At 71.2% G+C, this 20,469-nt stretch carries 18 protein-coding genes; 8 read left to right on the top strand and 10 right to left on the bottom strand.

The window, feature by feature from the left end:
* Positions 1-4: 4 nt before the first annotated feature.
* Positions 5-3,949, top strand: a complete 3,945-nt coding sequence (locus I4U41_RS14310) for a translocation/assembly module TamB domain-containing protein (RefSeq protein WP_206861850.1) — start codon at positions 5-7, stop codon at positions 3,947-3,949.
* Between the two features lie 83 nt (positions 3,950-4,032).
* Positions 4,033-4,542, top strand: coding sequence for a GNAT family N-acetyltransferase (locus I4U41_RS14315; protein WP_206861851.1), 510 nt, complete (start codon positions 4,033-4,035; stop codon positions 4,540-4,542).
* Positions 4,543-4,713: 171 nt separating this feature from the next.
* On the opposite strand, the gene I4U41_RS14320 is transcribed toward I4U41_RS14315, so the two are convergent.
* Together I4U41_RS14320 and I4U41_RS14325 are read right to left on the bottom strand one after the other, a co-directional pair.
* Positions 4,714-5,145: a GFA family protein gene (locus I4U41_RS14320; protein WP_206861852.1), complete on the bottom strand. Its 432-nt coding sequence runs from the start codon at positions 5,143-5,145 to the stop codon at positions 4,714-4,716.
* Complete coding sequence (locus tag I4U41_RS14325) at positions 5,142-6,452, bottom strand: sialidase family protein (protein ID WP_206861853.1); 1,311 nt, start codon at positions 6,450-6,452, stop codon at positions 5,142-5,144. The genes I4U41_RS14320 and I4U41_RS14325 overlap by 4 nt, the downstream gene beginning before the upstream one ends.
* A 32-nt stretch (positions 6,453-6,484) precedes the next feature.
* Between I4U41_RS14325 and I4U41_RS14330 the strand changes: the two genes are divergently transcribed.
* Positions 6,485-6,835 carry a putative signal transducing protein gene (locus I4U41_RS14330; RefSeq protein WP_206861854.1) on the top strand — a complete coding sequence of 117 codons (351 nt, stop codon included), beginning with the start codon at positions 6,485-6,487 and terminating at the stop codon, positions 6,833-6,835.
* A gap of 15 nt (positions 6,836-6,850) precedes the next feature.
* On the opposite strand, the gene mnmG is transcribed toward I4U41_RS14330, so the two are convergent.
* Together mnmG and I4U41_RS14340 are read right to left on the bottom strand one after the other, a co-directional pair.
* The gene (mnmG, locus tag I4U41_RS14335; protein WP_206861855.1) at positions 6,851-8,740 is read right to left on the bottom strand and encodes a tRNA uridine-5-carboxymethylaminomethyl(34) synthesis enzyme MnmG; all 1,890 of its coding nucleotides are present in this window, start codon (positions 8,738-8,740) and stop codon (positions 6,851-6,853) included.
* A 525-nt stretch (positions 8,741-9,265) separates the two neighbouring features.
* The gene (locus I4U41_RS14340) at positions 9,266-9,775 is read right to left on the bottom strand and encodes a hypothetical protein (protein WP_206861856.1); all 510 of its coding nucleotides are present in this window, start codon (positions 9,773-9,775) and stop codon (positions 9,266-9,268) included.
* Between the two features lie 187 nt (positions 9,776-9,962).
* Here I4U41_RS14340 and I4U41_RS14345 point away from each other — a divergent pair, with 187 nt between their 5' ends.
* From I4U41_RS14345 to I4U41_RS14365, 5 genes are all read left to right on the top strand, one after another.
* Positions 9,963-10,889 carry a DMT family transporter gene (locus tag I4U41_RS14345; protein WP_206861857.1) on the top strand — a complete coding sequence of 309 codons (927 nt, stop codon included), beginning with the start codon at positions 9,963-9,965 and terminating at the stop codon, positions 10,887-10,889.
* 27 nt (positions 10,890-10,916) lie between these two features.
* Positions 10,917-11,888 carry a pyridoxal-phosphate dependent enzyme gene (locus I4U41_RS14350; protein ID WP_206861858.1) on the top strand — a complete coding sequence of 324 codons (972 nt, stop codon included), beginning with the start codon at positions 10,917-10,919 and terminating at the stop codon, positions 11,886-11,888.
* Between the two features lie 187 nt (positions 11,889-12,075).
* Positions 12,076-12,810 (top strand): hypothetical protein, encoded by a 735-nt coding sequence (locus tag I4U41_RS14355; protein ID WP_206861859.1) that lies wholly within the window; start codon positions 12,076-12,078, stop codon positions 12,808-12,810.
* A 185-nt stretch (positions 12,811-12,995) separates the two neighbouring features.
* Entirely contained in the window at positions 12,996-13,421 is a 426-nt protein-coding gene (locus I4U41_RS14360) for a ketosteroid isomerase-related protein (protein WP_206861860.1), read from the top strand.
* A gap of 185 nt (positions 13,422-13,606) precedes the next feature.
* Complete coding sequence (locus I4U41_RS14365; RefSeq protein ID WP_206861861.1) at positions 13,607-15,091, top strand: ArnT family glycosyltransferase; 1,485 nt, start codon at positions 13,607-13,609, stop codon at positions 15,089-15,091.
* A gap of 9 nt (positions 15,092-15,100) precedes the next feature.
* On the opposite strand, the gene I4U41_RS14370 is transcribed toward I4U41_RS14365, so the two are convergent.
* The 6 genes from I4U41_RS14370 to bioF form a co-directional block, all read right to left on the bottom strand.
* Positions 15,101-15,706: a hypothetical protein gene (locus I4U41_RS14370; RefSeq protein WP_206861862.1), complete on the bottom strand. Its 606-nt coding sequence runs from the start codon at positions 15,704-15,706 to the stop codon at positions 15,101-15,103.
* A 218-nt stretch (positions 15,707-15,924) separates the two neighbouring features.
* The gene (locus I4U41_RS14375; protein WP_206861863.1) at positions 15,925-16,917 is read right to left on the bottom strand and encodes a multidrug resistance efflux transporter family protein; all 993 of its coding nucleotides are present in this window, start codon (positions 16,915-16,917) and stop codon (positions 15,925-15,927) included.
* A complete protein-coding gene (bioC, locus tag I4U41_RS14380; protein ID WP_206861864.1) occupies positions 16,914-17,834 on the bottom strand; it encodes a malonyl-ACP O-methyltransferase BioC in 921 nt (306 codons plus the stop codon). The genes I4U41_RS14375 and bioC overlap by 4 nt, the downstream gene beginning before the upstream one ends.
* Before the next feature lie 190 nt (positions 17,835-18,024).
* The gene (bioH, locus tag I4U41_RS14385; protein WP_206861865.1) at positions 18,025-18,798 is read right to left on the bottom strand and encodes a pimeloyl-ACP methyl ester esterase BioH; all 774 of its coding nucleotides are present in this window, start codon (positions 18,796-18,798) and stop codon (positions 18,025-18,027) included.
* 36 nt (positions 18,799-18,834) lie between these two features.
* A complete protein-coding gene (locus tag I4U41_RS14390) occupies positions 18,835-19,239 on the bottom strand; it encodes an ACT domain-containing protein (protein WP_206861866.1) in 405 nt (134 codons plus the stop codon).
* Positions 19,236-20,459: an 8-amino-7-oxononanoate synthase gene (gene bioF / locus I4U41_RS14395; protein ID WP_206861867.1), complete on the bottom strand. Its 1,224-nt coding sequence runs from the start codon at positions 20,457-20,459 to the stop codon at positions 19,236-19,238. The genes I4U41_RS14390 and bioF overlap by 4 nt, the downstream gene beginning before the upstream one ends.
* Positions 20,460-20,469 lie beyond the last annotated feature (10 nt).

The following is a 20,469-nucleotide window of genomic DNA, read 5'->3' on the forward strand; positions in this document are numbered from 1 at the left end:
GCGCATGAGCCAGCCCACTCCCGCCAACGAAACCCCGCAGGACCCGCGCGAAGCGCGCATCGCCGAGCTGCGTGCGCGCCGCTTCGCGCGCATGCGCTGGCTGGCGATCCGTGCCGGCATCGTGTCGGTCGCCATCGCGCTGCTCGCGGGCGTGTTCCTGTACTGGCTGCTCACCAGCATCGGCGGTCGCGACCTGCTGCTGGCGCAGATCGTCTCGCGCCTGCCGGCAACCGCGACGCTGTCGTGGCGCAGCGTCGAGGGCCCGCTCTCCGGCCCGCTGACGATGAACGGCGTGCGCTTCACCTACGAGCGCATCGTCTTCACCGCCGACCGCGTGCACCTGGATCCGGCGATCCGTCCGCTCATCCGCAGGCGCCTGCGGCTGGACGCGTTGCAGATCGCCAATGCGAAGCTCGAAATCCCCAGATCCGACGAGCCGTTCGAACTGCCGCGCTGGCCCGAGGTGTTGCCGGAAATCGCGCCGCCGCTGGAATTGCAGGCCGACGACGTGCGCGTCGATGGGTTCCTGCTCACGCAGGCGGGTGAGAAGCTCATCGACGTGCGCACGCTGCGCGGCGGCCTCGATGCGCGCCAGGGCGAACTGCACGTCGAACGCCTGTTCGTCGACAGCGACCTCGGCCGTTTCAAGCTGCACGGCGATTACGTGCCGCGCGAGGACTACCGCACCGACCTCACCGCGAGCGCCGTGCTGCCCGCCGCGCAAGGCCGCACGCCGGCACGCGTGGGGCTGGTCGCGCGCGGCGATCTGTCGCGGATGAACGTGGCGATCGCCGGCCACACGCCGCAACCGCTGCGCGCGAGCCTCGTCCTGCACGGACGCGACCAGCCGAAGTGGCGCCTCGACGCGGACGCGGAAGGACTCGACATCGGCCTGCTCACCGGCGCGGAGGCGAACGACGAGGATCGTCCGCTGGTCTTCAGCTTCAGTGCCGACGGCGTGGGCGGCGCGGCCGATCTGCGCGGCGAATTCCGGCAGGGCGATCTGGTCGCCACGGTGCTGCCGTCGAAGGTGCGCGTGGAGAACCAGGTGCTCGACGTGCAGCCGCTCGCGCTGCGCATCTTCGACGGCACCGCGACCCTGCGCGGCACGGCGGACTTCACCGACACCGGCAACGCGAAGTTCCGCTTCGCCGCGAACGCGCGCAACCTGCGCTTCGGCGGCGAAACGACGGTGCCGGCCGCGTCCGCGAGCGCCGCGACCAACCCGCCGGCGAGCGTGAGCGCACGCAAGCTGCAGACGGTCACCGCACCGCCGCCGGCCGCGCGAACCGAAACGGTCTCGATCGACGTCGACGCGGACCTCGGCTTCGCCGGCACGATGCAATCGTGGGCGGCGATCGGCAACGCGACGCTGCGCCGCGACGGCACGCAGGCCACGGTCGCGTTCGACGGCCGCGGCGACGACCAGCGCATGACGCTCAAGACCCTGCAGGCGCGCATGCCGAGCGGCACGCTCGACGGGACCGGCACCATCGCCTGGGCGCCGTCGCTGGGCTGGGACATCGACGCGACGCTCGCCGGTTTCGATCCGGGCTATTTCGCGCCGGATTTCAAGGGTTCGATCAACGGCCGCATCGCCACGCAGGGCAGCACGCGCGCCGATGGCGGGCTCGACGTGACCGCGAACGCGAGCGGTCTCGGCGGACGACTGCGCAACCGGCCGCTCGGCGGCAACGCGAACTTCGCCATGCGCGGCGCGGGCACGGCCGGCGGCGAGACGACGTACCGGGGCGACGTCGCGCTGACGCTCGGCGGCAGCCGCATCGATGCGAAGGGCACCGTCGGGAACACGCTCGACATCGACGCGAAGCTGACGCCGCTGGTGCTCTCCGACCTGCTGCCCGGCGGCGCCGGCACGCTGCGCGGCACGGCGCAGGTGCGCGGCCCGCGCAACGCGCCCGACGTCACCGTCGATCTCACCGGCAGCGGCCTGAAGTTCGGCGATTACCAGGCGCAGTCGCTCACCGCGAAGGGTCGCCTGCCGTGGCAGCGCGGCAACGGCGACCTCGCGGTGCGCGCGACGGGATTGCAGGTCGGCCTGCCGCTGTCGTCGGTGTCGCTGGATGCGCGCGGCTCGGTCGAGGCCCTGCAGGTGCAGGGCGAGGCGCGCGGCGACATCGGCGCGCTGTCGCTGGCGGGCAACGTCGCAAGGCGCGGCAACACGTGGCAGGGCGCGCTGTCCGCGTTCGAACTGACGCCCACGCGCGGCGCGTCGTGGCGCCTGCGCGAAGCGGCGCGTTTCAGCTGGGATGGCCGCAACGGTTCGCTCAGCAACAGCTGCTTCGTCGGCAGCGGCGGCGGCGCGCTGTGCGCCAGCGCCGACTGGCCGCGTCGAGGCGTCGCGGTGAAGGGCGACGCGCTGCCGCTCAGCCTCGTCGTGCCGTACCTGCCCGAACGCGAGGGCGGCCGGCCGTGGCTGATCCGCGGGGAGATTTCGCTCGATGGCCAGATGCGCCCCGTCGGCAACGCGTGGAGCGGCCGGCTCGACGTGCGATCGAGCGGCGGCGGCCTGAAGAACAGCGAGCGCTCGCGGCGTGAAGTGCTGAGCTACGAGAACCTCACCCTGGCGGCGACGTTCGACCCGCGCCGTATCAACGCCGAACTCGCCACCGCCTTCAACAGCGGCGGTCGCATCGATGCGCGCATCACCACGGGTTGGGACGATTACGCGCCGCTCGCCGGGCAGGTGTCGGTCAACACGTCCGAGCTGGTGTGGCTGGAACTGTTCTCGCCCGACATCATGGAACCCAAGGGCACGCTCGATGCGCGCATCACCCTCGGCGGCACGCGCGCGCGGCCACAGCTGGGCGGGCAGGCGCGGCTGACGCAGTTCAGCACCGAACTCCCGTCGCTGGCGATCGTGCTCGAAGGCGGCGACGTGCGCCTGGACGCGCTGCCCGATGGCACGGCGCGCATCGCCGGGCAGATCCGTTCGGGCGAAGGCACCTTGCGCGTGGACGGCTCGCTCAACTGGCAGGACACCAGCGCGCCGCTGCTGCTCACCGCGACCGGCGAGAACGTGCTGGTCTCCGACACGCGCGACCTGCATGCGGTCGCCAGCCCCGACGTGCAGGTGCGTTACGCCGCCGGCCAGCCGATCACCGTGACCGGCACCGTCACCGTGCCGTCGGCGCGCATCGACCTGGAGCGTCTCGACCAGGGCGTGTCGGCGTCGCCGGACGTGGTGGTGCTCGATCCGGAAGACCCGGAAGCCAGCGCCGCGTCGCCGCTCGACCTGGACCTGTCGCTGGTGCTCGGCGACGACGTGCGACTCAACGGCTTCGGCCTGGAAGGCAGCCTCGGCGGGCGCATGCGCGTGCGTTCGCACCCCGGCCGCGAGATGACCGCGAGCGGCCAGCTGCAGGTCGCCGGGCGCTACAAGGCGTACGGGCAGAAGCTCGACATCACGCGCGGCGAGCTGTCATGGTCGGGTGGGCCGGTGTCGGACCCGATCCTCAACATCCGCGCCGAACGCGTGATCGGCGACGTCACCGCCGGCGTCGACATCCGCGGCCGGGCCAGCGCGCCCACCGCGAACGTGTGGTCCGATCCGGCCAGCTCGCAGTCCGAGGCGCTCGCGTACCTGACCCTCGGCCGCCCGCTCGCCAGCGCGAGCAGCGACGAAAGCCGCCAGGTGAACGCCGCCAGCGCCGCGCTGTCGGCTGGCGGCAGCCTGATCGCCTCGCAGCTCGGCGCGAAGCTCGGCCTGGACGATGCGGGCGTCAGCGACAGCCGCGCCCTGGGCGGCAGCGTGCTCGGCTTCGGCAAGCACATCTCGCCGCGCCTGTACGTCGGCTACGGCGTGTCGCTGCTGGGCACCGGCCAGGTGCTGATGCTGAAGTACCTGCTGCGCAAGGGCTTCGACGTGCAGATCGAATCGAGCACGGTGGAGAACCGCGCCTCCCTCAACTGGCGCAGGGAGAAGTGACCCGCACGGCCGCACTCGACTTGCGGCCCGGGATGCGGGATCGTCGTCGGCAACGACACGAACCGCCGCAAGGGACGCCACCAATGCAGGTGCTTCAAACGCAACGCCTGGTACTGCGCGAGATCGAACCGGCCGATGCGCCGTTCATCCTGGAACTGCTGACCGATCCTTCGTTCCTGGCGAACATCGGCGATCGCGGCGTGCGCGACCTGCCGTCGGCATTGAACTACATCGAAGCCACCCCGCGCGCGAGCTACGCGCGCAACGGCTACGGCCTGTGGCTGGTGGAGTCGAAGGAGAGCGGCGAGGCACTCGGGATGGCCGGCCTCGTCCGCCGCGACACGCTGCCCGACGCCGACATCGGCTACGCCTTCCTGCCGCGCCACTGGTCGAAGGGCTACGCGGTGGAAGCCTGCACCGCCGTGCGCGATCACGCGATGCGTACGCTCGGCCTGCCGCGCCTGCTGGCGATCGTGTCGCCGGGGAACACGCCTTCGGTGAAGGTGCTCGAACGCATCGGCCTCACCTTCCGCGACACGGTGCGGATGGGGGAAGCGGATCTGCAGTTGTTTGCGTTGGAGGCGGGGGCGTAGGGAACTCCACTACGCTCTTGCGACGAAGCTCTTGTAGCCCGGGTAAGCGAAGCGCACCCGGGGAGCCGTCAAGCCCGAATCGGCGCCACCGCGCGCCAATTCACCCTCCCCAACCCTCCCCCGCATTCGCAGGGGCGGAGCGTCTGCCGGGATGATGACGTAGAGACTCCGCTAATCGTCCGCGTCGACGACCCGCACGTCCGCGAACCACAGCTTCGTCCATCGCTCGCGTCTTTCATCCGCACCAAGGCGTTGCGGCGACGCGCCCTGCGCCGCCGCGAACGCTTCCGCGTCGTCCAGCGCGCGCACGTTCACCGCCGCGTGCGTGCGCCCATCGTGTTCATGACGCACCAGCACCAGCACCGCGCAGTGCGCGCACGCGATGAACTCCGCCTGCGCCGATCCCTGCCGATACACCAGCGGTTCGCCACGCAGGCGCACGCGCAGGGTGCCGTTCGCGTCCGACAACCACGCCGCGCCGTGCTTGCGGCAGAAGCTGCAATCGCAGGCGCGCGGGGTGTAATCCGATTCGGGCTGCGACAGCGTCATCCCGAACGCGATGCGTCCGCAGTGGCAACCACCGTCGTACGTCCGCACGTTCATGGCGTCGTCGCATAGCGCGCGCCGCGCAGGCCCGGCTTGCCGCCCACCACGTCGGTCCACACGATGAACGCGCTTCCGTCGACGAGCGCGATCTTCGGCATCCCCGTGCCGCGCCCTCTTCCCTGCAGTTCGGCGACGTCGCCGCGCTGCAGTTCGCGGGCGAGATCCGGCGTGAAGCGGGCGAAGCGCAGCGCCTGGCCGCCGGCGTCCTCGTTCATCCACAACGCCCATGCGGCGCGTTCGTCGAGTGCGGTGTCGACGCGGCCCTGCACCGCCATGCCGCGATCGAGCACGAGCGGCGCGGCGAAGTCCGCTCCGCCACCGCGGCTGTGCGCGAGCTTCACCGACGGCGCATCGCCCGCGCCGGTGTACCAGGCGACGATCGCGTCCGTACCGCGCGTCGCCACCGCCGGTCCGTTGACTGGACACGCCGGCATCGTCCAGTCGTCGGCGTGCACGCGCGCGGCGGCCTGCCATTGCGTGCCGTCGCCGCGCACGGCGAGGATGTCGCGCACTTCCGCCGGCGTGCGTCCGCGATACACCAGCAACGGGCCGCGCGCGGTCAGCGCGGCGTCGGTCTGGCAGCAGTCGCAGGTCATCGCGTCGAGTTCGCGCTCGTCGCTGCGTTGCAGCGAGGTGTCGAACACCGCCGTGCGCAGCGTCATCGCACCGGGCGGGTGCTTCGCGCCCGCGCCTGCGTGGCCGCCATGCGCCGAATGCCCGCCACCGCCGGTGTTGCGGCCATCCAGCCATGCAACGCCCAGGCGATCCGCACCGACCGGCCACAGCGAAACGAAGCCATGCTCGGTCGGCGTGCCGTCGGTGTTGACGACGACGGGCGCGGACCAGCTCGCGCCATCGTCGCCCGAACGCGCCAGCACCACGTCGTACGCGTAGCCCGCGCCCTCGCGCTTGCGCAGCCAGTGCGCCCACAATGCGCCGTCGGGCGTGACCGCGATGTGCGGCGTGTCGGCCCAGTTCACGAACCAGTCGCCGCCGCGGGCGATCTCGCGCGGTTCGCTCCAGGTGCCGTTCGCGAAGCGCGCGAACTTCAGCGTGTGCGCTTCGTCGCCCTGCTCGTCACCGGCATGTTCCACCCAGGAGAGCAGCAGGCTGCCGTCCGGTGCGCGCACGAGGTCGGGCTGCGCGGCGGGAGCGGTGGTGGCGGGCAGCGGCCAGGGTTTCGACGTCGCCCGTGGCGCGCGCACCTGCTCGGTGGCCGGGCTCGTGGCCGGAGGCGTCGCGGTCGGCGTGCATGCACTGAGGACCACGGTGAGCAGCCATACTGTGCCGGTGATTCGGGTCATCGCTCGGGCCATCACGGGGAAGACAGACGCAAATGTACCGGACCGTCGCCGCCTACTCCGATCCACTGCTCGCTCATATCGTGCGCGGACGGCTCCAGGCCGAGGGCATCCCGGCGTGGCTCGCGGACGAGCACAGCGTGCTCATGTTCTGGGATTGGCGTCTGGCGCTCGGCGGCGTGAAAGTCAGGGTCGCGTCGGAGCGGTTCGATGAAGCGCGCGAACTCGTGCGCGATCTGGACGAAGGCGCATTCGCGGGTCCACAGGACGAGGGTGAAGGCATACCGGCCTGCCGGGAGTCGTGGTCGAGCCGTCTCGCCTACTTCGCGCTGTTCGCGCTGTCTCTGCCCTTGCCGTGGTCGCGGCGATCGGGCGGACACGGCTGATCGCCGTGCCAGCGACTACGCCACCCGCGTGCGCCGCGCCCGAGTCAGGTGCACCAGCAGCAGCGAGATCGCCGCCGGCGTCATGCCGGGGATGCGCTGCGCCTGGCCGACGGTCTGCGGGCGGACGCGTTCGAGCTTCTGCTGCACTTCGGCCGACAGCCCGCGCACCGCGGCGTAGTCGAAACCCTCCGGAATCGGCGTCGATTCGTGTCGCTGCTGGCGCGCGATCTCCTCGCGCTGGCGATCCAGGTATCCGGCGTACTTCACGCCGATCTCGACCTGTTCGGCCACGTCCGCGTCGTCGACCGACGGGCCCAGCGACGGCACCGCCATCAGCGTCGCGTAGTCGAGTTCCGGGCGCTTGAGCAGGTCCAGCGCGCTGGTTTCGCGGCTGATCTCGATGCCCAGCACGTCCATCGTTTCGCGGCCGAGCGCGTTGGTCGGCGCGGTCCAGATGCCGGCCAGACGCGCGTTCTCGCGGGCGATCGCCTCGCGCTTGGCGTCGAAGCGCGACCAGCGCGCGTCGTCGACCAGGCCCAGCTCGCGGCCGACCGGCGTCAGGCGCAGGTCGGCGTTGTCCTCGCGCAGCTGCAGGCGGTACTCGGCGCGCGAGGTGAACATGCGGTACGGCTCGCTGGTGCCGTGCGTGGTCAGGTCGTCGACCAGCACGCCGAGGTACGCCTCGTCGCGACGCGGGCTCCAGCCGTCCAGCCCGCGCACGAAGCGCGCCGCGTTCACGCCGGCCAGCAGGCCCTGCGCGGCGGCTTCCTCGTAACCGGTGGTGCCGTTGATCTGGCCTGCGAAGAACAGGCCGCCGACCGACTTGGTTTCCAGCGTGGTCTTCAGGCCGCGCGGATCGAAGAAGTCGTATTCGATCGCGTAACCCGGGCGCGTGATGTGCGCCTGCTCGAAGCCGCGGATCGAACGCACCAGCTCCAGCTGCACGTCGAACGGCAGCGAGGTCGAGATGCCGTTCGGGTAGATCTCGACGACCTCCAGGCCCTCGGGCTCGACGAAGATCTGGTGGCTCGCCTTCTCGGCGAAGCGCACGACCTTGTCCTCGATCGACGGGCAGTAGCGCGGACCGATGCCTTCGATCTGGCCGGTGTACAGCGGCGAACGGTCGAGCGCGCCGCGGATGATCTCGTGCGTGCGCTCGCTGGTGTGGGTGATCCAGCACGACACCTGGCGCGGATGATCGGCGGTGGAGCCCATGAAGGACATCACCGGGCGCGGATCGTCGCCGGGCTGTTCGTCCATCACCGAGTAGTCCAGCGTGCGGCCGTCGATGCGCGGCGGCGTGCCGGTCTTGAGGCGATCGACCACGAACGGGCCTTCGCGCAGCTTGTGCGCGAGCGCGACGGCGGGCGGATCGCCGGCGCGGCCGGCGGCGTAGGTCGTCTGTCCGACGTGCACCTTGCCGGCGAGGAACGTTCCGGCGGTCAGCACGACGGCGGGCGCGTCGAAGCGCAAACCGGTCTGCGTGACCACGCCGGTGACCTTGCCGCGGTCGAACGCGATGTCGTCCACCGCTGCCTGGAACAGCGTCAGGTTCGGCTGGCTTTCCACGGCGCGTCGGATGAAGGCGCGGTACAGCGCGCGATCGGCCTGGCAGCGCGTGGCGCGCACGGCCGGGCCCTTGCTCGCGTTGAGGCGACGCCACTGGATGCCCGCGGCGTCCGCGGCCTTCGCCATGACGCCGCCGAGGGCGTCGATTTCCTTGACCAGATGGCCCTTGCCGATGCCGCCGATGGCCGGGTTGCAGCTCATCGCGCCTACGGTTTCCACCGAATGCGTCAGCAGCAGCGTGCGCGCGCCGGCGCGCGCCGAGGCGAGCGCGGCCTCGGTGCCGGCGTGGCCGCCGCCAACCACGATCACGTCGTACTGGTAGAAGTTCTGGCTCATCGGGGTTCGTCGGATGCGGTCCGGACGCGTGTCCGGGGGCGGAATTCTAGGTCAGGCCGGCCTCGCCCGCCGTCGAGAATGAACGCCCGGTGAAAGTTGGCACGGTTCCTGCGACATACCTCTTGCACCCAGCGGGGCAGGCGCTAAGCGCCGGCCGGAATTGGAACAGGGGCTGGCCAAGCGCTCGCAGGGGAAGCACGGGGGCCGAATGTCGGGGGACGTTCGGCCCCCTTTTTATTTGCTTGCCGGGGAGACCCGGAAACACGAAAGGCGCCCGTGAGGGCGCCTTTCGCGTCTGCGGCGGGCCGTAAAACCCGCCGGGATGGGCGCCGACGCCCGATGGGGACGGAACAGGGGGGATCCGTGGTTCCTCATCGGGCGCCGACATGGAGCGTTCGGCTCTGGGGCCGGTTTTCCGAATTACGTCCAAAAGCGACGCAATCGGTCAATGACCGCAGATTGCCGTCAGTCGTCCCCGAGCGCAAGAGGAAAAATGTGACTGCGCCCGAGAGCTTGCGACCACAGTCAACGCTCCTGTTGCCGGATGCCCCGGACAGCATTGTTCGGACGCGGCGGCGGGCTGGCGCGCTGCGGACGCGGGGCGGTCGCGCGCGGCGGCTGCGCCGGACGCGGTGCGCTGCCGGGGGTGGTCGGACGCGGGGCCGTCGTACCCGGCATCTGCGGACGCGGGCCGTTGCCCGACCAGCCGTGGCCGTGGTTCGGCGGACGGTTGCCGTTCCAGTGGTGGCCCGGATGACGGTCGTAGCGGTACGGATACCGGTAGGCCGGATAGCGCGGGTACGAGTAGTACGGATAGCCGTAACCGTAGCGATACGGCGAGCCCCAGTAGCCATAGCCACCGTAGCCGTACGGATAACCGTAGTAGCCGCCGTACCCGCCGTAATAGCGGTACTCGACCGAAGGACGGCCGTAGTAGTAATCGCCGCTGCCGGACGCGCCGCGATAGGTGTAGCCGGTAACGCAGCCGGCCAGCAGCGTGGCGGCCAGCGCAGGCAGGATCAGTTTGCGGATCATGGTTTCGGACCCCCCAGGGTGTGCCGCCAGCTTCAAGCCGAAGGATTGAACTCGGCCTTAATTCTTCCCGCGCGGACGCCGCCGCGATGGCGGGGTTCAGCGTAGCGCGCGGTTCGCACGCCGGTTTCGCATTGCCGGTCGTTTCGCGCGATGACAGCATGGCACGCCCTCCGCGACGGACCCGCCAATGACCCTGCATCGCGCCTCCGGCCATTGGCGGCTGGGGCTCACGCTCACCCTGATCACCGCCGCCTGCTGGGCGACGCTGCCGATCGCACTGAAGCTGGTGCTGCAGGTGCTGGACCCGATCACGCTGACCTGGTTCCGCTTCCTGGTCGCGGCGGTGTTCACCGGTGCGTGGCTGGGCCTTCGCGGGCGGCTGGGCGGGTACCGGACGCTGGGCCGTCGCAGCTGGGCGATGCTGCTGGTCGCCGCGCTGATGCTGGTGGGCAACTACGTGTTCTACCTGCTCGGCGTTCAGCACACCACGCCGGCCAATGCGCAGTTGCTGATCCAGCTCGCGCCCCTGCTGATGGCGCTGGGCGGGATCTGGGTGTTCGGCGAACGCTTCCGCTTCGCCCAATGGTTCGGCCTGGCGTTGCTGGTCGCCGGCATGGCGCTGTTCTTCGCCGACCAGCTCGCCGCGAGCGCCAAGGCGCCGGGCTACGTGCTGGGATCGGCGCTGGTGATCGTCGGCGCGATCGTCTGGGCGATCTACGCGCTGCTGCAGAAGCAGCTGCTCATGCGCCTGGGGTCGATGCAGATCCTGCTCTTCATCTACGTCGTGGCGACGCTGGCGCTGCTGCCGTTCGCGCAGCCGGCGCAGCTGTTGCGGCTCGACGGTCCGCACTGGGCGCTGCTCGCCTATTGCGCGTTCAACACGATCGGGGCCTACGGCGCCTTCGCCGAAGCGCTGGCGCACTGGGAAGCCTCGCGCGTATCCGCGGTGCTCGCGACCACGCCGCTGCTGTGCATCGCCGCGGCGACGGCCGTGCACGCGCTGTGGCCGCAGTGGCTCGCGCCCGAACGCATCACCCCGCTGGGCTGGATCGGCGCCGCGCTGGTCGTCGCCGGTTCCGCCGCGGTGAGCCTGCTCAAGGCCCGCGCGCCCTGACGACGCCACAGGACCTACCATCGCCCCATGAACGACACCGCCGCTTCCGTCCTGCCCGTCTTCGACGACGTCCTCGCCGCCGCCGCGCGGATCGCGCCGCACGCGCACGTCACGCCCGTGCTGCGTTCGCGGACGCTCGACGCGATGGCCGGCTGCGAACTGCATTTCAAGACCGAACACCTGCAGCGCGCGGGCGCCTTCAAGTTCCGCGGCGCGTGCAACGCGATCTGGTCGCTGGACGAGGCGACGGCCGCGCGCGGCGTGGTCACGCATTCCTCCGGCAACCACGGCGCGGCGCTGGCGCTGGCGGCGCGCACGCGCGGCGTCGCCTGCCACGTGGTCGTGCCCGAAGGCGCGGTGGCGGCGAAGCTCGCGGCGATCGAGGCCCACGGCGCCACCCTGCACCGCTGCGCGCCGACCATCGCCGCGCGCGAGGCCCGCTGTGCGGAACTCCAGGCGGAGCTGGGCGCCGAGCTCGTGCACCCCTACACCGATCCGCGCGTGATCGCCGGCCAGGGCACCGCCGCGCTGGAGCTGCTGTGCTCGCCGGAGCGTTTCGACGCGGTGATCGTGCCGGTCGGTGGCGGCGGGCTGGCGGCCGGCACCGCGCTGAGCGTCGCCGCGCGTTCGCCCGGCACGCGCCTGTTCCTCGCCGAACCGTCGGGCGCGGCGGAGACCTTCGCCTCGCTCCAGCGCGGCGAACGCGTCACCGACTTCACGCCCGACACGGTCTGCGACGGCCTGCGCGGCACGCTCGGCGCGATCAATTTCCGCATGCTCCGGGACCACCACGCGCAGGTGCTGACGGTCGACGACGCCGCGACCATCGCGGCGATGCGCCTGTTCTGGCAGCGCACCAAGCAGATCGTCGAGCCGTCCTCGGCGACCGTGCTGGCGGCGGTACTCGCGAACCCCGCCCTGTTCGCCGGCCAGCGCGTGGGCGTGGTGCTGTCGGGCGGCAACGTCGACCCGGACACCCTGCCCACCCTGTTCGGATGAGAAGCCCCGCTCGTTCCTCACTCCCCCGAACTCGTTCCTTGCTTTTCGTGACGGTTTGACCAGAATCGCTGTGCCGATTCTGGCGTAAGCCGGCCGCGGCCGTGTCGCCGACGCGGGTTGCCGGATGGGGATCCGGCAACGCCAGCGCCGCCGCGCCGCGAGACGACGATCGCCATGGGGGTGGCGGATGGTGGTGGACGTGGAATTCCGCGTGGTCTCCGACCGGCGCGAAGGCCTGCTGCTGGCGCTCGGGCAGGCGGTGATCGCGCACGGCTTCACGCTGCTGCGCCAGCGCACGGCCGGCGGCGAGGACGGCGTCGTGCTGACCATGCTGGTGCGCGGCCCGCAGCCGAACCTGGCGCGGCTGGAGGAATGCATCGCCACGCACCGGCTGGTGTCGAACTTCGAAGCGACCTGCCCGGACTGCAGCACGCCGCGCCAGGTGCCCGCGCGCGAAGCGACGGCGACGCGCTGCGCGGGCTCGCCGGGCGCGGTCGAGCCGCGCCGCCTCGATGCGCTGCTGCCGCAGCTGATGCGCGAATACCCGAACCTCTTCGTGCCGCTGCTCGAACTGGAACGCGCGCTTCCCGAAGCGGCGCGCGAGCCGTCGCTGCGCTACCTCGGGCAGCGCATCGGCGCGTGGGTGCGGGCGCGCGATTTCCCCGACCCGGCGCCGCTCGCGCATGGCGAGGCGGTGCGGCGCATCGCCGTGCCCGCGATGCGGCAGATCGTGCAGGCGCAGTTGCACGGCGACGCGCTGCACGTCGACGACAGCCCGTTTTCCCGGCGCGACGAGGCCGGCGCGTGCTGCCATTTCCTGCGCGGGATGCTCGAAGGCCTGCTCGGCGGTGCGCCGCACGTGGTCGAAACGCGATGCCGCAACGACGGTGCCGAGGTGTGCGCGTTCGAGTTCCACGCCTGAGCGCGAGGAACGAGAAACCAGGAGTGGGAAACGCGTAAGCGCCATGCACCGGTGTTCACTCGTTTCTCACTCCTCCGCACCCGTTGCTCGCTTTCCGCGGCGCGCATCACGGTCGGGCCCGAGGAGGCGCCGGCTATCATGACGATCCCGCCCCCACGGCGCCTGTGGTTCCGCAAGGACACGCGATGAAGATCGACGGCACCCGCACCAACGACCGCGCCACCGAACTGATCCTGGCCTACTACGCCGCATTCAATCGCGGCGACTGGGACGGCATGCTCGCCCTGCTCGGCGACGAGGTGGTGCACGATCTGAACCAGGGCCCGCGCGAAACCGGGCGCGAGGCGTTCTCGGCGTTCCTGCAGCGCATGCAGCGCAGCTATCGGGAGCAGCTGCACGACATCGTGGTGATGGTCTCGCCCGATGGCGCGCGCGCCGCCGCCGAGTACATCGTCCATGGCGAATACCTCGCCGACGACACCGGCCTGCCGCCTGCGCGCGGGCAGAAGTACGTGCTGCCCGGCGGCGCCTTCTTCGAGATCCGCGACGGCCGCATCCATCGCGTGACGAACTACTACAACCTCGAGGACTGGACCGCGCAGGTGCGTTGAAGCCGGTCCTTTTGTAGCCGCCCGGGCAAGGCCGCAGGCCGCAGCCCCGGCACCGTGGCCGGAGCGTCCTACCCGGGTGCGCTTCGCTTACCCGGGCTACAAAAGCCGGTGGCCCGCTGGCGATTCCGACGCGCCGCCGACATCGTCGCCGCTAGCATGGCGCCGGTTCCGTCAGCAGCGGGCACATGCGCCAACTCCTTCGATCGCCAGCGCTCTGGACCGCCGCGCTGGCGACCGTGCTGGCGCTGGCCTTCCTGGGCTCGCGCGGGATCTGGGATCCGGACGAAGGCCGCTACACCAACGTCGCGCTGAACATGCTCGACAGCGGCGACTGGCTCAACCCGCGCCGCAACGACGAAGTCGGCCACTGGACCAAGCCGCCGCTCACGTACTGGGCGATCGCCTCCAGCGTCGCGGTCTTCGGCGCCAACACCTGGGCCGCGCGCCTGCCCGCCGCGCTGTCGTACCTGCTGAGCGTATGGCTGGCGTGGCGCATCGCCGCGCGGCTCGCGCCCGGTTCGCAGCACGCCGCCGCGGTGGCGTACGCGACGATGCTGTTTCCCTTCGGCGCCTCGCAGCTGATCACCACCGATTACCTGCTCAGCGCGTGGACGACGCTGGCGATGTGGGCGTTCGTCGAGGCGCGCTTCGCGCCGGCGCCGCATCCGCGCTGGTGGATCGCGCTGATGTGGATCGCCCTGGCGCTGGCCTTCGTCACCAAGGGACCGGCCGGATTGTTCCCGCTGCCGGTGGTGCTGCTGTTCGACTTCCTGCTGCCGGGCCGGCGTGGACATCGCGTGCTGCAATGGTCGGGCGTGGTGCTGTTCGCGCTGCTCGCGCTGCCGTGGTACCTCGCGGTCTTCCACGGAAATCCGGGCCTGTTCGAGTACTTCGTCGGCGACGAACTGGTCAATCGCATGACCACCGGCGAGTTCGGCCGCCACGCCGAGTGGTACGGCTGGATCGAAATCTACGTCCCCACGCTCATCGTTGGCACCCTCCCGTGGACGCCGACGCTGTGGCGCTGGACGCGCGGCCTGCCTGCCATGGTCCGGCCGTGGTGGCGCGATCCGGAGCGTCGCCAGCGCGACGCGCAATGGCTGCTGCTCGCGCTATGGCTGCTGCTGCCGTTGCTGGTGTTCTGCGTCGCGCGTTCGCGCATGCCGCTGTACCTGCTGCCGCTGTTCGTGCCGATGGCGGTGATCGTCGCAATGCAATGGGCGCGCGAAGGCCGCGGCCTGCCGTCGTGGCGGAAACTGCTGCTGTGGGTCCTGCTGCTGTTGCTGGCGAAGGCTGCCACCGCGTACTGGCCCACGCACAAGAATGCGCAGGCGTGGGCGCAGGCGATCCTCGCGCGGGCGCCAGGGCCGGTGCGCGAGATCGTCTTCGTCGAGGACATGGCGCGGTACGGCCTGCACCTGGAACTCGGCCGTGGCACGCAGATCGAGAAGATCTCGCTGGACGCGCTGCAGGACCGGCGCTTCAACCCCGAGTACGACGAACCGCTCGCGGTCGAACTGGCCGAACACGAACAGCACGTGGTGTGGGTGTGCAAGCAGGCCGACTGGCCGACCGTGCGCGAGCGGGTGGACGGCTACGGCTTTCGCGCGGTTGCGCTGGGAACGCCGTTCGAGCGGCGCGTGATCTTCCGCGTCGAACCGCGCCGTTGAACCGGCGCGTCAGCGCTGCGTGCCAAGCGACAGGTAATCGAGCCCCTGGCTCAGCAGGAGCCGCATCACCGACGCGCGCTCGCCGACCGGCCGCGCCGCCATCGCGTCCAGCAGCCAGCCGACCGAACGGCAGCGCGCGTCGTGATCGTCGCCGTTGAGCCCGGCGAGGAAGCCATCGTTCAGCAGCGCCGCACGCACGCCGGCCGCCTTCAGCGATTGCGCGGCGACGTTCGCGTCGTACGCCTGGCGCGGGCTCTGCGCGGCGGTGATGAAGAAATCCGCCGCCGCATCGGCGAAGCGCATGCGGCTTTGTTCGCTCAGCTGCGCGGCGATGCGGTTGTAGCCGTCCAGGCTGCGATCGGCCTGCGGATCGAACAGCGCGCACAGCACGCGCGCGTCCTGCGGCGCCCGCGCGCTCGCGTGCACCGCCTGGAAGAGGCCGTCGACGCTCGCGTCGGGCGCGCGCATCAGCAGTTCACGACCGTCGGCGATGAGCGCCCCGGGATCGAAGGCGTTGGGATCGAAGCTCCAGCCGCCCAGGTCCTGCGCGATGGCGGGCGCGGTCGAGGCGGCGAGCAGCGCGGCTGCAGCGAAGGTGAGCGGGGTTCGGGCCATGTCGATGCGATGCCGTGTGCGATGCTGGGATCGTAGGAGGTGACGGCTGAACGATGCTGTTGTCGCCCGGGGAAGCGAAGCGCACCGCGCCTCCGTGCAACTCAGTTGCGGTAGTGATGAACGCGCCGCAGCGCGCTGCACCATCGACGTGCGCACGTCCTTGTGGACTCGACGCGGCAACCCCGGTGCGCTTCGTTTACCCCGGCTACAGAAGCGAACTACGCCCCGCGATCCCCCGACGCCTCATCGACCGCCCGCGCATCCCCCGCACTCGCCCGCGCCGCGACGATGCTGAACACCACGATCCCGATCACCACCAGCACCGCACCGGCCAGCGCGCGGCCCTGCGGCCAGGCCTCGCCGAGCCACAACACGCCGATCAGCGTCGCGAAGAGGATTTCCGCCGCCTGCATCGCCTCGGCCGCGGCGAGCGCGGTCGGGTTGCTGCGCACCATGCCGGTCGCCTGGAAGAACAGCACCGTCGCGATCACGCCCGCGCCCAGCGCCACACCGGCGGCGAACGACACCTGCCCGAGCGGCGGCGCGCCGACGTTCGCCAGCGTGATCGCCGCGACCGCCCACCACATCGGCTGGCTCGCCAGGGTCATGCCGAACACGCGCTGCGTCGCGTTGAGCTCGACGCCGGCGCGTTCCAGGTGCAGCAACAGCCCGCGATTGCCCAGCGGATACGCGAACGCCGAGATCGCCACGAGCACCAGCGCGATCCAGCCGTCGCGATCGAGCGAACCGCCGCCGTGGCCGAACTGCAGCAGCAGCACGCCGGCGACGACCAGCAATCCCGTCGCCAATGCCGGCAACGGCACGCGCCGGCGTTCGTCGCGATAGAGGAACGGCGCGCACAGCATCCCGGCGATGACGGTGAGCTGGAACGTGCCGGCGATCAGCCACGATGGCCCGCTCGATGCGGCGTAGCTCAGGCACAGATAGAACAGCACGAAGCCGATGCCGCTCCACAGCAGCCAGGGCCCGGGATGCGCGCGGATCGCCCGCCACACCGGCGCGACGCCGCCCTGCCACGGCATCACCGGCAGCAGCAGCGGCAGCGTGATGAGGTAGCGCAGGCACGCGGTCCACGCCCAGTGGCCGCCCTCCACCGCCGCCGCACGGTTGAGCACGTAGGTGCAGGTGAAAAAGAACGCGGAGGCGAGCGCGATGGCGACCGCCGTCAGCGCCGTGCCGCGCGCGTTCACGAACGCTTCCGCACCGGGATGCCGCTCGCCGGCACGCGCACTTCGTCGACGCCGCCGACGCGGATCGGCGTGCCCGGCTGCGGGCCCCACGCATGCGCGTAGATCACTTCCCACGTCGCCGGCAAACGGCCGTCGCGACGCCACGGTTCGTACGCCTGCGCCGCGCGCGCGAAGCGCGAGCGTCCGGTGAGGCTGCGGCGCCGGTCGTGCATCGCGTTGGTCGCGCCGAGCGTGCGCAGTTCGCGCATCAGCCCGGCGAGGTCGTCGTGGCCGAGCACGAATTCATCGCGATCGAGCACCGGATTCCTGAACCCCGCCGCGATCAGCGCATCGCCGAACTGCGCGATCGACGCGAACGGGCTCACGTGCGGCGCGTTGTCGGCCTGCGCGAAGGCCTCGCGCAGTTCGTGCAGTGTGTCCGGGCCGAACGTGGAGACGAGCAGCAGGCCGTCGGGCTTGAGCACGCGGCGGAAGCCCGCGAAGACCGCCGGCAGGTCTTCGACCCATTGCAGGCACAGGTTCGAGAACAGGATATCGACGCTCGCATCGCGCAGCGGCAGCGCGCGCGCGTCGGCGCACAGCCAGTCCGGTCGGCGCGCGACACCGGGCAGGAACGACGGACGCCATCCTCCCGCGTGACCGCGCGCTTCGCCGAGCATCGGCTGGGCGAGATCGAGTCCGACCACGTGCGCCTTCGGCCACCGCTTCTGCATCGCCGCGCTCGCATGGCCCGGGCCGCAGCCCACGTCGACGACGAGTTCCGGCGGCGCGCGGTTCAGCGCGGGATCGTCGAGGTAATCGAGCTGCTCCATCAACCGCGACGCGACTTCGCGCTGCAACGCGGATGCGTCGTCGTAGTGGTGTGCGGCGCGCGAGAAGGCGCGGCGGACCTGGCGGTGGTCGAAGGTGTCGGTCATCTGCTTCTTTGCTCCCTCCCTTTGAAGGAAGGGCCGATTGGGATTCTGATTCGGCTTTTGGCTCCCTCCCCTTCAACGGGAGGGCTGGGGTGGGGATGGTGTTGCCTCGATCTCGACGATCGCCGCTTGGTCCGGTGGAGAAACACCCTCCCCACCCAACCCCCTCCTTGAAGGAGAGGACTCAAGCGCATCACGCCGGCGCCGTCACCGCACGCATGAACGCATCGATCTCGCCGGCAACTTCATCCGCCGCGCCGAGGAACGGCGCATGCCCCGCATTGCCGATCACCACGCTGCGCGCGCCCGGCGTCATCGCCGCAGCGGCGGGCATCGCGCCAGCGGGAATGAGCCGGTCTCGACGGCCGGAAATCCACAGGCTCGGCACGCGCAACTGCGGCAGTTCGTCGCGCAGGTCGAGCCGGTCGAGCAACACGAGGCCCTCCTGCAACGCGCGCGGGGCCGGTTCGCCGCGTTCGAACGCCTGCGTCTTCAGGCTGCGCAGTTCCTCCTGCGCATAGCTGGAACCCAGCGCTTCCAGCGCGAGGAAACCCTCCAGCGTGCCGCGGAAATCGCGTCCGAGCGCCTCGCCGAAATCGCGGAACAGCGAGGGCTTCACGCCGTGCGGCCAGCGGTCGTCGATCACGAAGCGGGGCGAGGAGGCGATCATCACCAGGCCGCGCACTTCCTCCGGGAAATCCAGCGCCGCACGCAGCGCGAACTGGCCGCCGAGCGACCAGCCGAGCCACACCGCATCGGGCACGCGCGCGACCAGTTGCGCGGCCAGTGCTTCAGGCACGAGCGGCGTGGCGTCGTCGCGCGCGCGGCCGTGGCCGGGCAGATCGATCAGGTGGAGCGTGTAGCGATCCTGGAGGCGTTCGACCAGCGGCGCGAACAGCCCGCCGTGCATGGCCCAGCCGTGGATCAGTGCCAGCGCGGGACCCTGCCCGCGCGTTTCGATGTACATGGGTGCAGCCGATGGGGGATGGAATGGAACGTGGTGCTACGCGGCGCCGTCCCGGGCGAGGTCGGCCAGCACCGCCAGTGCGTCGTCGCGGCGGTTGGCCGGGACCAGCAGGTGATCGTGGTGGAAACCGGCGAGCACGTTGCAGGCGATGCCGCGCCGCGCCAGCGCGGTGGCGAAGGCGGCGGTCAGGCCGACCGCATCCAGCGCCGAGTGCACGCCCAGGGTGAGCCAGGCGGCCCGGAAATCGTACGGCAGGCCGCGCGCGTCGGCGACCTCGCAGGGCAGCACATAGGTGACGCCCTCGTCCTCGGTGACCATGGCGAGCGCCAGCGCGGCGAGCGTCGGGTCGGGCGCCGGCCGCGCGACGAAGGCGACGTCGCCCGCGCGCGCCGTGACGTTCAGCGTGGCGAGCAGTCGCGCGAGGTCGCGCTCGCCGCTCATCGCGCCAGCACGGCCTCGCGCCGTGCGGTCTCGACCAGGCCCAGGCGGATGCGATCGCGGGCCTTCGCCATCGCCTCGACCAGGCCATCGACATCGGCCACGCCGTGCAGCGCCGAGAGGGTCACGCGCAGCCGCGCGCGGCCTTCGGGCACCGTCGGCGGACGGATCGCGGCGACCCAGTAGCCGGATTGTTCGAGTCCGGAAGCCAGCGCGAGGGCGTTGGCCTCGTCGCCGCAGATCACCGGCTGGATCGGCGTCTGCGAATCCATGAGTTCCAGTCCCGCCCGCTGCGCGCGATCGCGGAAGCGGCCGACGAGGTCGTCGAGCTTGCCGCGGCGCCAGTGTTCGGCGCGCGCGAGCTTCACCGCCGCCAGCGAGGCGGCGGCCTGCGCCGGCGGCAGCGCGGTGGTGTAGACGTAGGTGCGGGCCGTTTCGGACAGGTGCTGGATCAGGTCCGCGTCGCCCGCCACGACCGCGCCGTAGCCGCCAAGCGCCTTGCCGAGCGTCGCCAGCTGCAGCGGCACGTCGCCCACGCCGAGCTTGTTCGCCGCGACGCTGCCGCGGCCGTCGGGGCCGACCACGCCGATGCCGTGCGCGTCGTCCACGTACAACAGCGCCTTCTGCACGCGGGCGACCAGCGCGAGTTCGCGCAACGGCGCGATGTCGCCGTCCATGCTGAACACGCCGTCGGTGGCGAGCATCGCCGCGCCTTCGGGCATGCCGCGCAGCTGGCGGATCGCGCCCTCGGCGTCGGCATGCGGATAGCGGCGCAGCCGGCAGCCGGCCAGGCGCGCGGCGTCGATCAGGCTGGCGTGGTTGAGGCGGTCCTGCACGCAGACGTCGTCGTCGCCGAGCAACGCCTGCACGACCGCGAGGTTCGCCAGGTAGCCGCTGCCGAACAGCAGTGCGCGCGGCGCGCCGAGCCAGTCGGCGACCTCGCGCTCCAGCGCGTCGTGGATCTGGTGGTGGCCGCAGACCAGGTGCGAGCCGACGCCGCCCGCGCCCTCGCGCGAGGCCGCGTCCTGCAGCGCGCCGACCACGGCGAAGTGCTGCGACAGGCCAAGGTAGTCGTTGCCGCAGAAATTCAGCAGCGAGCGGCCTTCGACGAGGCAGCGGGCGCCGTCGCGCTGGGCGACGGTGCGGCGCACGCGCACCCGCGAGGTCGCCTCGCGCTGCGCGCGCGCGGCATCGATGCGGTCACGCCAGCCGGGGCGGCTCATGGCGCCGCCG

The sequence above is a fragment of the Lysobacter changpingensis genome (genome assembly GCF_017308985.1).
In the GTDB taxonomy this organism is placed as follows: Bacteria; Pseudomonadota; Gammaproteobacteria; order Xanthomonadales; family Xanthomonadaceae; genus Lysobacter_J; species Lysobacter_J changpingensis.